Here is a 14,039-nt window from a genome sequence, read left to right as displayed (position 1 = left end):
GAGGAGGATCCTGCGCCAGCCGCTTCGCCGCGTCGAGCCCACGGGACCCCAAGGGGGGCTTTGAGAGCCCCGATTTTCCCGCATCGGAATGGTATTCCGCATATTGAATAGATGCGGGGAGGCGTCTAGCCTGCGCGCCAAGTTCAGAGGGGCCGGTCCACAGCCGGGCGGGCCCGGGGAAGGAAAGCAGGCGGGTGGCGGCGGCCGGGCCGAGGGCGCGGCGCGGCCTCCCGCCCGGACAAGGATGCCGCCGGTGCCAGACACGACTGCCCAGGATGCGCTGCCCATGGAGGCGCTCTCGGCCCTGCTCTCGCCACGCTCGGTGGCGGTGGTCGGGGCCTCGGCCGATGCCACGCGCATCGGCGGTCGCCCCATCGCCTCGATGCTGGAGGCCGGCTACCAGGGCAAGATCCTGCCGGTGAACCCCAAGAGCGGATTGATCCAGGGCCTGCCCGCCTGGCAGTCGGTCGCGGCCTTGCCGGAGGTTCCGGACGTCGCCATCGTCGCCGTGCCGGCCGCCGCCGTGGCGCCGACCATGGCGGAGCTGGGCGCGCGCGGCGTCAAGGCGGCCATCATGTTCAGCGCCGGCTTCGCCGAGATGGGCGAGGCGGGCGCCGAGGCCGAGGCGCGCATCGTGGCCCGGGCCCGCGCCGACGGCATGCGCGTGCTGGGGCCGAACTGCCTCGGCCTGTTCAATGCCCGCACCGCCTTCTTCGGCACCTTCTCGACCAGCCTCGAGCGCGGCATGCCGACCCCGGGCCCGATCGGCATCGCCAGCCAGTCCGGCGCCTATGGCATGCACCTTTTCGGCATGGCGCGCGACCACGGGCTCGGCATCTCCTGCTGCGTCACCACCGGCAACGAGGCCGACCTCAATGTCGGCGACATGATCGGCTGGATGGCGCAGGATGACGGGACCGAGGTGATCGCCGCCTATTCGGAGGGCATCCGCGACGCGAAGAGCTTCCTCGCCGCGCTGGAGCTGGCGCGCCGGAACCGCAAGCCGGTGGTGATGATGAAGGTCGGGCGCAGCACCGTGGGCAGCGCCGCCGCCAAGTCGCACACCGCCTCCATCGCCGGCGACGACGCCGTGACCGACGCGGTGCTGGCCGAGTACGGCGTGGTGCGCGCCCGCACCACGGAGGAACTGCTCGACATCGCGCGGCTCGCGACGCAGCGCATCTATCCGGTGGGCAACACGCTCGGCGTGCTGACCATCAGCGGCGGGGCGGGCGTGCTGATCTCGGACGCGGCCGAGGCCGCCGGCCTCGCCATGCCGCCCATGCCGCAGGCGGCGCAGGAGAAGCTGCGCGGCCTGGTGCCCTTCTCGGCGCCGCAGAACCCGGTGGACTGCACGGCCCAGGCGCTGAACGACCTGACGCTGGTCGGCCGCTTCGCCGAATCCATGGTGGTCGATGGCGGCTACAAGTCGGCGCTCTGCTTCTTCACCCACACCGGCGGCGCCGCCTCGGTCGCGCCGCATCTCCGGCGCGAGCTGGGCGCGGTGCGCCGGGCGCATCCGGACCGGCTCTTCGTCCTGTCCATCCTCGCCAATCCCGACCAGATCCGCGAGTTCGAGAGCGACGGCTTCACCGTCTTCGAGGATCCCTCGCGCGCCGTGGTGGCGATCCAGGCCATGGGCCGCTTCGGCGATGCCTTCGCCGCCGCCGCGCCCGCGGCGCCGCCGGCCCTGCCGCCCGTCGCCCTGCCGTCCAGCACGCCGAGCGAGGCCGAGGCCAAGCGCATCCTGGGCGAGGCCGGCATCGCCGCCGCGCCCGAGCGCGCCTGCGCCACGGTGGAGGAGGCGGTCGCCGCCGCCGAGGGCTTCGGCTATCCGGTGGTGCTGAAGATCCTCTCGCCCGACATCCTGCACAAGTCCGAGATCGGCGGCGTGCTGCTGAACGTGGCCGGGGCCGAGGCGGTGCGCGAGGGCTTCGCCCTGCTGAAGCGGCGCGCGGCGGAGGCGGCGCCGCGGGCGCGCATCGAGGGCGTGCTGGTGGCGAAGCAGCTCTCGGGCGGCGTCGAATGCATCCTCGGCGTGCATCGCGACCCGGTCTTCGGCCCGGTCGCCATGTTCGGCCTGGGCGGCATCTTCGTCGAGGTGCTGAAGGACGTCGCCTTCCGCCGCTGCCCCTTCGGCGAGGCGGAGGCCGAGGCGCTGATCCGCTCGATCCGCGGCGCGCCGCTGCTGCAGGGTGCCCGCGGCCGCCCGCCGGCCGACATCAAGGCGCTGGCCGCCATGCTCTCGCGCCTGTCCGTCTTCGCCCACCAGGCCGGCCCCGGCCTGGCCGGCATCGATCTCAACCCCGTCTTCGCCATGCCCGAGGGGCAGGGCGCCTTCGCCGCCGATGCGGTGATCGACATCGCGGAGGACCAAGCGTGATCGACTACGAGAAGCTTCTCAACTTCCCGATCCCCGAGGTGCGGCAGCGCGTGACGCCGCGCGACGCCGTGTTCTACGCCCTGTCCATCGGGCTCGGCCAGGACCCGATGGACAAGCGGCAGCTCGACTATGTCGACGCGCACCGCGCCCTGCGCGTGATGCCCTCGATGGCGGTGGTGATCGCCCATCCCGGCTTCTGGCTGGCCAATCCCGAGACCGGTGTCGATGCGGTCAAGGTGGTGCATGGCGAGCAGCGCATCACCCTGCACCGCCCGCTGCCGGTCGATGGCGAGGTCATCGGCCGCACCCGCGTCACCGGCATCGTCGACAAGGGCGAGGGCAAGGGCGCGCTGCTCTATTCCGAGAAGGAGATCACCGACGCGGCGACCGGCGCGCTGCTGGCGGTGACGGGCAGCACCACCTTCCTGCGCGGCGACGGCGGCTTCGGCGGCCCGGCGGGCCCGGTGCAGCCGGTCCATCCGGTGCCGGAGACGGCGCCCGACATCACGCTGGACCTGGCGACGCGGCCGGAACAGGCGCTGTACTACCGGCTGAACGGCGATGACAATCCGCTGCACGCCGACCCCGACATCGCGGCGCGCGCGGGCTTCCCGCGGCCGATCCTGCACGGGCTCTGCACACTCGGCGTGGTGACGCACGCGCTGGTGCGCGAGCTCGGCAACTACGATGCGGCGGCGATGAAGGGCCTGGCGCTGCGCTTCTCCTCGCCGGTCTATCCCGGGGAGACGATCCGCACCGAGATCTGGAAGAGCGGCGCCTTCCGCGCCCGTGTGGTCGAGCGCGACGTGGTGGTGGTCAACAACGGCAAGGCGGATTTCGCATGAGCGCGGCGCTCGATCAGGCGGCGGAGGAGCGGGCCGAATCGATCCGCATGATCCGCGACAGCGCGGCCGGCCTCGCGCCGCGCGGCGGCGACCGCAAGCGCATCCGCGCCCTGCGCTTCGAGGCGCCGGGCTTCGATGCCGGCGTGCTGCGGCAGATGGGCGAGCAGGGCTGGATCGGCCTTCGCGTGCCCGAGGAGCGGGGGGGCGCCGGGCTCGGCATGAGCGAGTTCTGCGCCGTGGCCGAGGAACTCGGCGCGGCCCTGGCGCCGGAGCCGCTGGTCGGCGCGGCGCTGTCGGCCCGGCTGCTCTCGGCCGTGGGCGCGGAGGCGCCGCTGGCGCGGCTGCTCTCCGGCGAGGCCCTGGTGCTGACCGCCTGGCAGGAGGCCGCCGGGCGGCTGGATGTGCCGGGCACCGCCGATGCGCCGCGCCTGTTCATCGGCCAGGCCGGCGGCGCCGAGGCCTTCCTGGTGCCGGTGCGCGAGGGCGACGGGCTGTCGCTGCGCCTGCAGCCGCGCGCGGGGGCCGACCTGACGCTGGAGAAGACGCAGGATGGCGGGTTCTTCGGCACGCTGCGCCCGTCCGGCGGGGAGAGCCTCGGCACGGTCGCCGTGGCGGAGGTGGAGGACGCGCTGGACGAGGCGGCCCTCGGCACCGCCGCCTACCTGCTCGGCGTCGCCGATCAGGCCTTCACGGTCACGCTGGACTATCTCCGCACGCGGCAGCAGTTCGGCAAGCCGATCGGCAGCTTCCAGGCGCTGCAGCACCGCGCCGCCGATCTCAAGATCCAGCTCGCCCTGACGCGCGCCAGCATCGAATCCGCCGCCGCCACGCTGGACCGGGAGGGTTCGCCGCGCGCCGCGCGCCGCGCCGCCATCTCCCGCGCCAAGGCACGCGCCTCGGACACGGCGATGCTGGTGACCAAGCAGTCGATCCAGCTTCACGGCGGCATCGGCTACACCGACGAGGCCGACATCAGCCTCTATCTCCGCAAGACCATGGTGCTGTTCAACCAGTTCGGCCCGGCGGCGCTGCACCGCCGCCGCTTTGCCGCCGAGGCGCGGGAGGAAGAGGCATGAGCCAGTCCGCCGAGATGAGTTCCGCCGGCACCAACTGGGATGCGCTGTCGGACGAGGAATTCCGCGCCGAGGCGCGGCGCTTCGTCGAGAGCGAGTATCCCGCCGAGCTGCGGAATCCGCAGCACCGGCTGCACTGGGAGCAGGGCCAGGCCTGGTTCGAGAAGGTCAAGGCCAAGGGGTGGGTGGCGCCGGGCTGGCCGCGCGAGCTGGGCGGCATGGGCCTCAGCGCCGCCAAGCAGATCATCCTGATCGAGGAGTATGAGCGGCATGGCGTGGCGCGCCTGCCCGATCACGGCGTGATCATGCTCGGCCCCCTGCTGATCCGCTTCGGCACTGAGGCGCAGCGGAGCCGCTTCCTGCCGCGCATCCTGGCGGGCGAGGACATCTGGTGCCAGGGCTATTCCGAGCCGGGCGCGGGTTCCGACCTCGCCTCGCTGCGCACCGAGGCGGTGCTGGATGGCGACCACTACGTGGTCAACGGCCAGAAGATCTGGACCACGCTGGCCACCGACGCCAACTGGATCTTCTGTCTCGTCCGCACCGACAAGACGGCGAAGAAGCAGGAAGGCATCAGCTTCCTGCTGATCGACATGAAGACGCCGGGCGTGACGGTGCGGCCGATCATCAATCTCGGCCTGCATGACGAGTTCTGCGAGGTGTTCTTCGACAATGTCCGCGTGCCGCGGGAGAACCTGGTCGGCCAGCCGAACAAGGGCTGGAGCATGGCCAAGGCGCTGCTCGGCTTCGAGCGCATCTTCCTGGGCTCGCCGCGCCAGTCGGGCTACGCGCTGGGCCGCCTGAAGAACCTGGCCGAGCGGATGGGCGTGTTCGACGAGCCGGACTTCCAGGAGCGCTACACGAGGCTGCGGCTGGATCTCGAGGACCACAAGGCGCTCTACGAGACCTATGTCGCCATCCTGCGGCGCGGCGAATCGCTTGGCCCCGACGTGTCCATGCTGAAGCTGCATCAGGCCGAGCTGTTCCAGCGCATCACCGAGGTGATGATGGACATCGCCGGAGAGAATGCCGGCCTGCTGGAGCCGATGGGCGGCAACCGGGATCTCCACCCCTCCGGCCAGTTCATCGAGGCGCGGCCGACGACGATCTACGGCGGCAGCTCCGAGATCCAGCGCGGCATCCTGGCCAAGAACGTGCTGGAGCTGCCCGGCTGATGCGCGGCGGAGGCGGCCGGTGACAAGGCCGCCCCGCGCGGAAGGAGGAATGATGCCGATCGCCCCGAACCGCCGCGGCCTTCTGACAGCCGCGGGCCTGCTCGCCCTGCCGGCCGTGGCGCGCGCCCAGCCGGGCACCACGGCGGACGCCCAGGGGGGCACATGGCCGCAGCGGACCATCCGCATGATCATCCCCTTCCCGCCCGGCGGCACGACCGACCTCATCGGTCGCCTGCTGGCCGAGCAGCTCTCGGCGCGGCTCGGCCAGGCGGTGGTGGTCGAGAACCGCGGCGGGGCGGGCGGCAATATCGGCGCCGACGCGGTCGCCAAGGCGGAGCCCGATGGCTACACCATCCTGATGGCCTCGATCGGCACGGCGGCCATCAACTACGCCGCCTACGGGTCGCGCATGCCCTACCAGCCGAAGGACCTCGCCGCCGTCGGACTGGTGACGCGCGTCGCGAATGTCGTGCTGGCGGCGAAGGGGATGGCGATCACCGATATCGCCGGCATGCTCGCGGCGGCGAGGAAGGACCCCGGCGGGCTGAACTACGGCACCTCTGGCATCGGCGGCAGCCCGCATGCCTGCATGGAGCTGCTCAAGGCGCGCACCGGCATCGACATCCAGCACGTGCCCTATCGCGGCTCGGGCCCGATGCTGACCGAACTGGTCTCCGGCCGGATCGAGCTGGCGATGGACAACATCCCCTCGGCGCTCAACTTCATCCGCGAGGGGCAGATCCGCGCGCTGGCGGTGACCAGCGCCATGCGCTCGCCGGTGCTGCCGGACGTGCCGACGCTGCGGGAGGCGGGGATCGCGGATTTCGACGCGGTCTCCTGGTTCGGCATCCAGGCGCCGGCCAGGACCCCGGCGCCCGTCGTGGCGCGGCTGGGACGCGAGATCGATGCGGTGGTGCGCGAGGCGGGGTGGGCCCGGCGGATGCAGGACTTCGCCGCCGAGCAGCCACGGCTGACGCCGGCGGGCGGCACCACGCCGCAGGCTTTCGAGGTTTTCATCCACGAGGAGATCGCGCGCTGGGCCGAGGTGGCGCGGGCCGGCCGTATCGTGGTGCAATGAGTATGGAACGCATGAGAAGGAGAGGCTGCCTGTGAGTATCCGAGGCAAGGCCTGCATCGTCGGCGCCTATGAGCATCCGACGCGCAAGGCCGAGGACAAGAGCACCGCGCAACTCCATGCCGAGGTGGCGCTGGGGGCGCTGCGCGACGCCGGGCTGACCCGCCGCGACGTGGACGCCTATTTCTGTGCCGGCGATGCGCCCGGCATGGGCCCGCTGAGCATGGCCGACTATATCGGCCTCGACCGGCTGAAGCATGTCGATGCCACGGATCTCGGCGGCTGCTCCTATCTGGCGCATGTGGCGCACGCGGCCGAGGCCATCGCCCTCGGCAAGTGCAGCGTGGCGCTGATCACGCTGGCCGGGCGGCCGCGCGCCGAGGGCATGGCGACCGGCACCGCGCCGCGCGCCGGCAATCCCGCGCAGCCCGACGTGCAGTTCGAATACCCCTATGGCGCGGCGATCGCGAACATGTACGCCATGTGCGCCCGCCGACACATGTACGAGTTCGGTACCACCAGCGAGCAGCTGGCCTGGATCAAGGTCGCCGCCTCGCACCATGCGCAGCACAATGAGCATGCCATGCTGCGCAAGGTGGTGACGGTCGAGGATGTGGTGAACTCGCCGCTGGTGGCCGATCCGCTGCACCGCCTCGATTGCTGCGTCATCAGCGACGGCGGCGGCGCGCTGATCGTCACCAGCCCGGAGGTCGCCCGCAGCCTGAAGCGGCCTGTCGTCACGGTGCGCGGCGCCGGCGAGACGGTGAAGCACCAGATGGGCGGGCAGCTCGACCTGACCTATACCGGCGCGCGCTACTCCGGCGCCCGCGCCTTCGAGATGGCGGGCGTCAGGCCGGCGGACATCAAGTACGCCAGCATCTACGACAGCTTCACCATCACCGTCCTGCTGCAGCTCGAGGATCTCGGTTTCTGCGAGCGTGGCCAGGGCGGCAAGTTCGTCTCCGACGGCAACCTGATCTCGGGCGTCGGCAAGCTGCCCTTCAACACCGATGGCGGCGGGCTCTGCAACAACCACCCGGCCAATCGGGGCGGCATCACCAAGGTGATCGAGGCGGTGCGTCAGCTGCGCGGCGAGGCGCATCCGGCGGTGCAGGTGAAGAATTGCGACCTGGCGCTGGCGCATGGCACGGGCGGCTCGCTCGGCACCCGCCATGGCAGCGCGACGCTGATCCTGGAGAGGGAGTGAGGCCATGAGCGAACAGACCCCGAAGCGCGTGCCGCCGAGCCCGACCCCGGACGTCTCCACCAGGCCCTTCTGGGACGCGGCGCGGGACGGCAAGCTTCTGATCGGCCGCAACACCAAGACCGGCAAGGTGCACTACCCGCCGCGCCCCATCTGCCCCTTCGATGATGAGGGCGAGGTGGAGTTCGTGCCGGCCAGCGGCGAGGGCACGATCTATACCTTCAGCATCATGCGCGCGAAGGTTCCCTATGCCATCGCCTATGTGGAGCTGGCCGAGGGGCCGCGCATCATGACCAATATCGTCGATTGCGACTTCGACAGGATCAAGGTCGGGCAGAAGGTGCGCGTCACCTTCGTGCCCAGCGAGGGCGACGGCCAGCCCGTGCCCATGTTCACGCCCGTCTGAGCCAGGAAGAGGAAACGATCCATGTCCATGCTGGAAGGAAAGGTCGCCATCGTCACCGGCGCTGGCGGCGGAATCGGGCGGGAGATCGCCCTAGCCATGGCCCAGGCCGGGGCCAAGGTGGTGATCAACGACATCGGCGCCTCGCTGAGCGGGGAGGGCGACACCTCCGCCACGCCGGGCGAGCAGACCAAGGGCATCATCGAGCAGCGCGGCGGCACGGCGGTGACCAATACCGACAGCGTCGCCGGCTGGGACAGCGCCCGCCGCATCGTCGCCTCGGCCATCGAGGCCTTCGGCCGCGTTGACATCGTCGTCAACAATGCCGGCATCCTGCGCGACCAGATCTTCCACAAGATGACCGAGGGGGAGTGGCGCGCCGTCATCGACGTGCATCTCAACGGCAGCTTCTTCGTCTCCCGCGCCGCGGCCGAGCATTTCCGCGCCCAGGGCTCGGGCGCCTATGTGCACATGACCTCGACCTCGGGCCTGATCGGCAATTTCGGCCAGGCGAACTATTCGGCGGCCAAGCTCGGCATCGCGGCGCTGTCCAAGTCCATCGCCCTCGACATGCAGCGCTTCGGCGTGCGGTCCAACTGCATCGCGCCCTTCGCCTGGAGCCGCATGACCAGCTCCATCCCGGCCGAGACGCCGGAGCAGAAGGCCCGGGTCGAGAAGCTGAAGCGCATGACGCCGGAGAAGAACGCCACCCTGGCGGTCTTCCTGGCCAGCGACGCGGCGAAGGACGTGAACGGCCAGATCTTCGCGGCCCGCAACAACGAGCTCTTCATCTTCAGCCAGCCCCGCCCGGTGCGCAGCGCCCACCGCTCGGAAGGCTGGACGCCGGAGCTCATCGCGGAACACGCCTGGCCGGCGCTGCGCGGCCATGCCGTGCCGCTCGACCGGAGCCCCGACGTCTTCTCCTGGGACCCGGTCTGATCCATCCTGGCGGCGGAGGAAACCATGCGCATCACTCATGAGCTTGCCACTTTCGCCGCTGGTCTGCGGGCCGAGGCGCTGCCACCCGAGGTGGCGGCGCGGACCCGCGCCCTGGTGCTCGATCTGGTCGGCAACATCGTCCGCGCCCGGAAGGAGGCCGAGAGCACCCCGGCCCTCCTCGCCGCGGTAAAGGCGCTGGGCCTCGACAAGGGCGAGAGCCGGGTCTTCGCCGATACGGCGACCTACAGCCCGGCCGGGGCGGCGCTGATCAACGCCACGCTCGGCCATTCGCTCGACTTCGACGACACGCATGCGGTCGCCGTGGTGCATCCGGGGGCGCCGGTCATTCCGGCGGCGCTGGCGGCGGGCGAGATGACCGGCGCCTCGGGCGCCGAGGTGCAGGTGGCCATCGTCGCCGGCTACGAGGTGGCGCTGCGCCTCGCCCTGGCGCTGCCGGCGGGCGCGCATTACGATCGGGGCTTCCATCCCTCCGCGACCTGCGGCGCCTTCGGTGCGGCGGCGGCGGCGGGGCGGGTTTTCGGGCTGGATGCGGCGGGCATGGCCTCGGCGCTGGGAATCGCGCTCAGCCAATGCGCCGGCAGCCTGCAGTTCCTGGCCAACGGGGCGTGGACCAAGCGGTTCCAGGTCGGCTGGGCCGGCATGGCGGGCCTCGCCGCCGCCACTCTCGCGCGCGAGGGCTTCAAGGGCGCCGCCGATGCCATCGAGGGCAAGCACGGCTTCCTGCGCTCCTACGCGCCGGATCCGAAGCCCGGGCGCGTGCTGCAGGATCTCGGCCAGGTCTGGGAACTGATGCAGACCGGCGTGAAGCCCTATCCGAGTTGCCGCTGGGGCCATGCCGGCATCGACGCGGCCCTCGCGCTGCGGGCCGAGCATGACCTGAAGGCCGAGGAGATCGAGGGCGTCACGCTCGGCATTTCCCGCGCCGGCATGCTGCTGGTGGGCGAACCCGCCGACCGCAAGGCAGATCCGCAGAACATCGTGGATGGCCAGTTCAGCGGGCCCTTCGTCATCGCCACGGCGCTGAGCACCGGCGCCATGGGCTGGGACAGCTACGCGCTGCTGCGCGACCCTTCCATCAGATCCATGATGCGCAAGGTGCGCTGCGAGAACGACCCCGAGATCGAGGCCGAGTTCCCGGCCAATATGTCCGGCAAGCTGACCGTCAGGGCGCGCGGCGAGACCTTCACGCGCAAGGTCATCGTGCCCAAGGGCGAGCCGGACAATTTCTTGACCGAGGCGGAGCTGCGCGCCAAGTTCAGCGGCCTGGCCGATGCCGTGCTGGGGCCGCAGGCGGCCGGGGCGCTGGCCGATACCATCTCCGAGCTTGATCGCCTGAACGACATTTCCCCCCTGTTGCGCAGCCCGGCCGAGGCGCTCTGAAGGATAGCGAGATGGACCATTCGATCGAGGATCATGCTGAGATCCGGCAGGAGGTGGCGAAGCTGTGCGCGCGCTTTCCTGGGGAGTACTGGCGCAAGCTGGACGAGGTGCGTGGTTATCCGACGGAGTTCGTGCAGGCGCTGACGGAGGCGGGCTGGCTGGCCGCGCTGATCCCGGAGGAGTTCGGCGGCTCGGGCCTGCCGCTCTCGGCGGCGGCGGCGATCCTCGAGGAGGTGCAGCGGCAGGGCTGCAACGGTGCCGCCTGCCACGCGCAGATGTACATCATGGGCACCATCCTGCGGCACGGCAACGACCGCCAGAAGCAGGAGTACCTGCCGAAGATCGCGTCGGGCGAGTTGCGGCTGCAGGCCTTCGGCGTGACCGAGCCGACCAGCGGGACCGACACCACCGCGCTGCGCACCTTCGCGCGGCGCGAGGGTGACAGATACATCGTCAACGGCCAGAAGATCTGGACCAGCCGGGCCGAGCATTCGGACCTGATGCTGCTGCTGGCGCGCACGACGCCGCGCGATCAGGTGGCGAAGAAGACGGAGGGGCTGTCGACCTTCATCGTCGACATGCGGACGGTGCTGGGCAAGGGTCTGACCATCCGGCCGATCCGCACGATGATGAACCACAATTCCTGCGAGGTGTTCTTCGACAACATGGAGGTTCCGGCGGAGAACCTGGTGGGTGTCGAGGGCCGCGGCTTCCGCTACATCCTGGACGGGATGAACGCGGAGCGGCTGCTGATCGCCAGCGAATGCATCGGCGACGCCAAGTGGTTCATCGAGAAGGCCGTGGGCTACGCGAAGGAGCGGGTGCTGTTCGGGCGGCCGATCGGGCAGAACCAGGGCGTGCAGTTCCCGATCGCCAAGGCCTATGCGCAGATGCGCGCGGCGGAGGCCATCGTGCACAAGGGTCTCGCCAAGTTCGAGGCCGGGGTCAATCCCGGCGAGGAGGCGAACATGGGCAAGATGCTTGCCGCCGAGGCGAGCTGGGCGGCGGGCGAGGCCTGCGTGCAGACGCATGGCGGCTTCGGCTTCGCCGAGGAGTATGATGTGGAGCGGAAGTTCCGCGAGACGCGGCTCTATCAGGTGGCGCCGATCAGCACCAACCTCATCCTCTCCTATCTCGGCGAGCATGTCCTCGGCATGCCTAGGAGCTACTGAACCATGGGAAGACCGGGCCGGCCGCTGGAGGGGCTTCTCGTCGTCTCCATGGAGCAGGCTGTCGCGGCGCCGACCTGTTCGGTCAAGCTGGCCGATGCCGGCGCGCGCGTCATCAAGATCGAGCGCGCCGAGGGTGATTTCGCGCGCGGCTATGACCGCGCGGCGGCCGGGCAATCGACCTACTTCGTCTGGTTGAACCGGGGCAAGGAAAGCGTCTGCCTCGACATCAAGGAGGCGGGGGACAAGGCGCTGCTGCAGCGCCTGGTGGGCAAGGCGGATGTCTTCATCCAGAACCTCGCCCCCGGCGCCATGGGCCGCGCCGGCTTCGGCAGCGCCGAGCTGCGCCGGCGCCACCCCCGGCTGATCACCGTCGATATCTCCGGCTATGGCGAGAGCGGCGACTACGCCACGATGAAGGCCTATGACCTGCTGGTCCAGGCCGAGAGCGGGCTGGCCTCGATCACCGGTCATCCGGCGGGGCCCGGGCGCGTCGGCGTCTCGGTCTGCGACATCGCCTGCGGCACCATGGCGCATGCGGCGGTGCTGGAGGCGCTGATCGAGCGCGGCATCACCGGCGAGGGCAAGTCGATCGGCGTCTCGCTGTTCGATGCCATGGCGGACTGGATGAACGTGCCGCTGCTGTATTTCGAGGGCACTGGCCATGCGCCGCAGCGCATCGGCCTCGCGCATCCCTCGATCTGCCCCTACGGCGCCTTCGCCACCTCGGATGGCGCGCTGGTGCTGATCTCGATCCAGAACGAGCGGGAATGGGCGCAGTTCTGCGCCGGCTTCCTGCAGGAGCCCGAGCTGCCGCAGCGCGAGGGCTTCCGCAGCAATGTCGAGCGTGTGGCGAACCGGCCGGTGGTGGACGCGCATGTCGCCGCCGCCTTCGCGAAGCTGAGCCGGGAGGCCTGCGCCGCCCGCCTGCGCGAGGCCAACACCGCCTATGGCTTCGTCAACGACATGCCGGCGCTGGTGGCGCATCCGGCGCTGCGGCGCCTGCCGGTGCGGACGCCGAATGGCGATGTCGCCGTGGCGGCGCCGGCGGCGCGCTTCAACGACGGTGCTCCGCGGCAGTATGGCGCGGTGCCGGGGCTGGGCGAGCACACGGAGGCGGTGCGGCGGGAGTTCTCCGCCTGACCGGGAAGCGGCGCGGCCGGCCTTTTGCACGGGAGAGCATCGATGGATTTCTCGCTGAGCCCTGAACAGGAGGAGCTGCGCGGCGCCATCGGCCGCATCTGCGCCGGCTTCGGCGACGATTACTGGCTGGCACGCGACAGGGACGGGCGCTTCCCGGCGGAGCTGCACCAGGCCATGGCGGAGGGAGGGTGGCTCGGCATCTGCATGCCCGAGGCGCTGGGCGGTGCCGGGCTGGGCATCCTCGAGGCGGCTATCATGATGCGGGAGATCTCGGAATCCGGCGGCGGCATGACCGGCGCCTCGGCCGTGCACATGAACATCTTCGGTCTCAATCCCGTCGTCGTCTTCGGCACGGAGGAGCAGAAGCGGCGCATGCTGCCGCCGCTGATCGCGGGTCGGGAGCGGGCCTGCTTCGCGGTGACGGAGCCGAACACCGGGCTGGACACGACGCAGCTCCGCACCCGCGCGGTGCGGCAGGGCGAGCGCTACGTGGTGCACGGGCAGAAGGTCTGGATCTCCACCGCGCAGGTCGCCGAGAAGGTGCTGCTGCTCGCCCGGACCACGCCGCTGGAGGCGGTCAGGCGCAAGACCGAGGGGCTGAGCCTCTTCTACACCACGCTCGACCGCAGCAAGGTCGCGGTGCGCGAGATCGAGAAGATGGGCCGCAAGGCCGTCGATTCCAACGAGCTGTTCTTCGATGGCCTGGAGATCCCGCTGGAGGACCGCATCGGCGAGGAGGGGCGCGGCTTCGAGTACATCCTGCACGGGATGAATCCGGAGCGCATCCTGATCGCGGCGGAAGCCATCGGGCTGGGTCATGCGGCGCTGAAGCGGGCGACGCATTATGCGAAGGAGCGGCACGTCTTCGGCCGGCCCATCGGGCAGAACCAGGCGATCCAGCATCCCCTGGCGGAAAACTGGATGGAGCTGGAGGCGGCCTGGATGATGGTGATGAAGGCCGCCTCGCGTTACGACGCCGGCCTGTCCTGCGGCGCGGAGGCCAATGCCGCCAAGTACCTCTCGGCCGAGGCCGGGTTCAAGGCCTGCCAGCAGGCGGTGATGACGCATGGCGGCTTCGGCTATGCGCGCGAATATCATGTGGAGCGCTATCTGCGCGAGGTGATGATTCCGCGCATCGCCCCGGTCAGCCCGCAGCTCGTGCTCTGCTTCATCGCCGAGAAGGTGCTGGGACTGCCCAAATCCTATTGAAGCCGGGAGGGCGTTGCGCC

General features: G+C 70.5%; 12 protein-coding genes. All 12 read left to right on the top strand.

All coding sequences use genetic code 11. From position 1 onward, the window contains the following. The first annotated feature begins 253 nt into the window (after positions 1-253). Genes ACF3NH_RS04520 through ACF3NH_RS04465 form a run of 12 tightly spaced genes read left to right on the top strand, consistent with a single transcriptional unit; the run spans position 254 to position 14,019 of the window. Positions 254-2,383: an acetate--CoA ligase family protein gene (locus ACF3NH_RS04520; protein ID WP_422922001.1), complete on the top strand. Its 2,130-nt coding sequence runs from the start codon at positions 254-256 to the stop codon at positions 2,381-2,383. Further along, positions 2,380-3,228, top strand: coding sequence for a MaoC/PaaZ C-terminal domain-containing protein (locus ACF3NH_RS04515; RefSeq protein ID WP_422922000.1), 849 nt, complete (start codon positions 2,380-2,382; stop codon positions 3,226-3,228). The genes ACF3NH_RS04520 and ACF3NH_RS04515 overlap by 4 nt, the downstream gene beginning before the upstream one ends. Continuing rightward, positions 3,225-4,304 carry an acyl-CoA dehydrogenase family protein gene (locus ACF3NH_RS04510; RefSeq protein ID WP_422921999.1) on the top strand — a complete coding sequence of 360 codons (1,080 nt, stop codon included), beginning with the start codon at positions 3,225-3,227 and terminating at the stop codon, positions 4,302-4,304. Before ACF3NH_RS04515 ends, ACF3NH_RS04510 begins: the two co-directional genes overlap by 4 nt. Continuing rightward, complete coding sequence (locus ACF3NH_RS04505; RefSeq protein WP_422921998.1) at positions 4,301-5,476, top strand: acyl-CoA dehydrogenase family protein; 1,176 nt, start codon at positions 4,301-4,303, stop codon at positions 5,474-5,476. The genes ACF3NH_RS04510 and ACF3NH_RS04505 overlap by 4 nt, the downstream gene beginning before the upstream one ends. 52 nt (positions 5,477-5,528) lie before the next feature. Further along, positions 5,529-6,554, top strand: coding sequence for a Bug family tripartite tricarboxylate transporter substrate binding protein (locus ACF3NH_RS04500; RefSeq protein ID WP_422921997.1), 1,026 nt, complete (start codon positions 5,529-5,531; stop codon positions 6,552-6,554). A 31-nt stretch (positions 6,555-6,585) separates the two neighbouring features. Beyond that, positions 6,586-7,758 carry a thiolase domain-containing protein gene (locus ACF3NH_RS04495; RefSeq protein ID WP_198367498.1) on the top strand — a complete coding sequence of 391 codons (1,173 nt, stop codon included), beginning with the start codon at positions 6,586-6,588 and terminating at the stop codon, positions 7,756-7,758. A gap of 4 nt (positions 7,759-7,762) precedes the next feature. Beyond that, positions 7,763-8,161 (top strand): Zn-ribbon domain-containing OB-fold protein, encoded by a 399-nt coding sequence (locus tag ACF3NH_RS04490; protein ID WP_422921996.1) that lies wholly within the window; start codon positions 7,763-7,765, stop codon positions 8,159-8,161. A 21-nt stretch (positions 8,162-8,182) separates the two neighbouring features. After that, positions 8,183-9,097 (top strand): SDR family NAD(P)-dependent oxidoreductase, encoded by a 915-nt coding sequence (locus ACF3NH_RS04485; protein WP_422921995.1) that lies wholly within the window; start codon positions 8,183-8,185, stop codon positions 9,095-9,097. Between the two features lie 24 nt (positions 9,098-9,121). Beyond that, complete coding sequence (locus tag ACF3NH_RS04480; RefSeq protein WP_422921994.1) at positions 9,122-10,498, top strand: MmgE/PrpD family protein; 1,377 nt, start codon at positions 9,122-9,124, stop codon at positions 10,496-10,498. An 11-nt stretch (positions 10,499-10,509) separates the two neighbouring features. Further along, positions 10,510-11,670, top strand: a complete 1,161-nt coding sequence (locus ACF3NH_RS04475) for an acyl-CoA dehydrogenase family protein (RefSeq protein ID WP_422921993.1) — start codon at positions 10,510-10,512, stop codon at positions 11,668-11,670. A 3-nt stretch (positions 11,671-11,673) separates the two neighbouring features. Beyond that, entirely contained in the window at positions 11,674-12,810 is a 1,137-nt protein-coding gene (locus tag ACF3NH_RS04470) for a CaiB/BaiF CoA transferase family protein (RefSeq protein ID WP_422921992.1), read from the top strand. Positions 12,811-12,852: 42 nt separating this feature from the next. Beyond that, on the top strand, positions 12,853-14,019 hold the full coding sequence (locus ACF3NH_RS04465; RefSeq protein ID WP_422921991.1) for an acyl-CoA dehydrogenase family protein: 1,167 nt from the start codon (positions 12,853-12,855) through the stop codon (positions 14,017-14,019). Positions 14,020-14,039 lie beyond the last annotated feature (20 nt).

Origin of the sequence: Pseudoroseomonas sp. WGS1072, from assembly GCF_049340465.1 — a bacterium.
GTDB lineage: Bacteria > Pseudomonadota > Alphaproteobacteria > Acetobacterales > Acetobacteraceae > Pseudoroseomonas.
The sequence above is the reverse complement of the archived record's forward strand: the minus strand, read 5'-3'. Positions and strand labels throughout refer to the sequence as shown.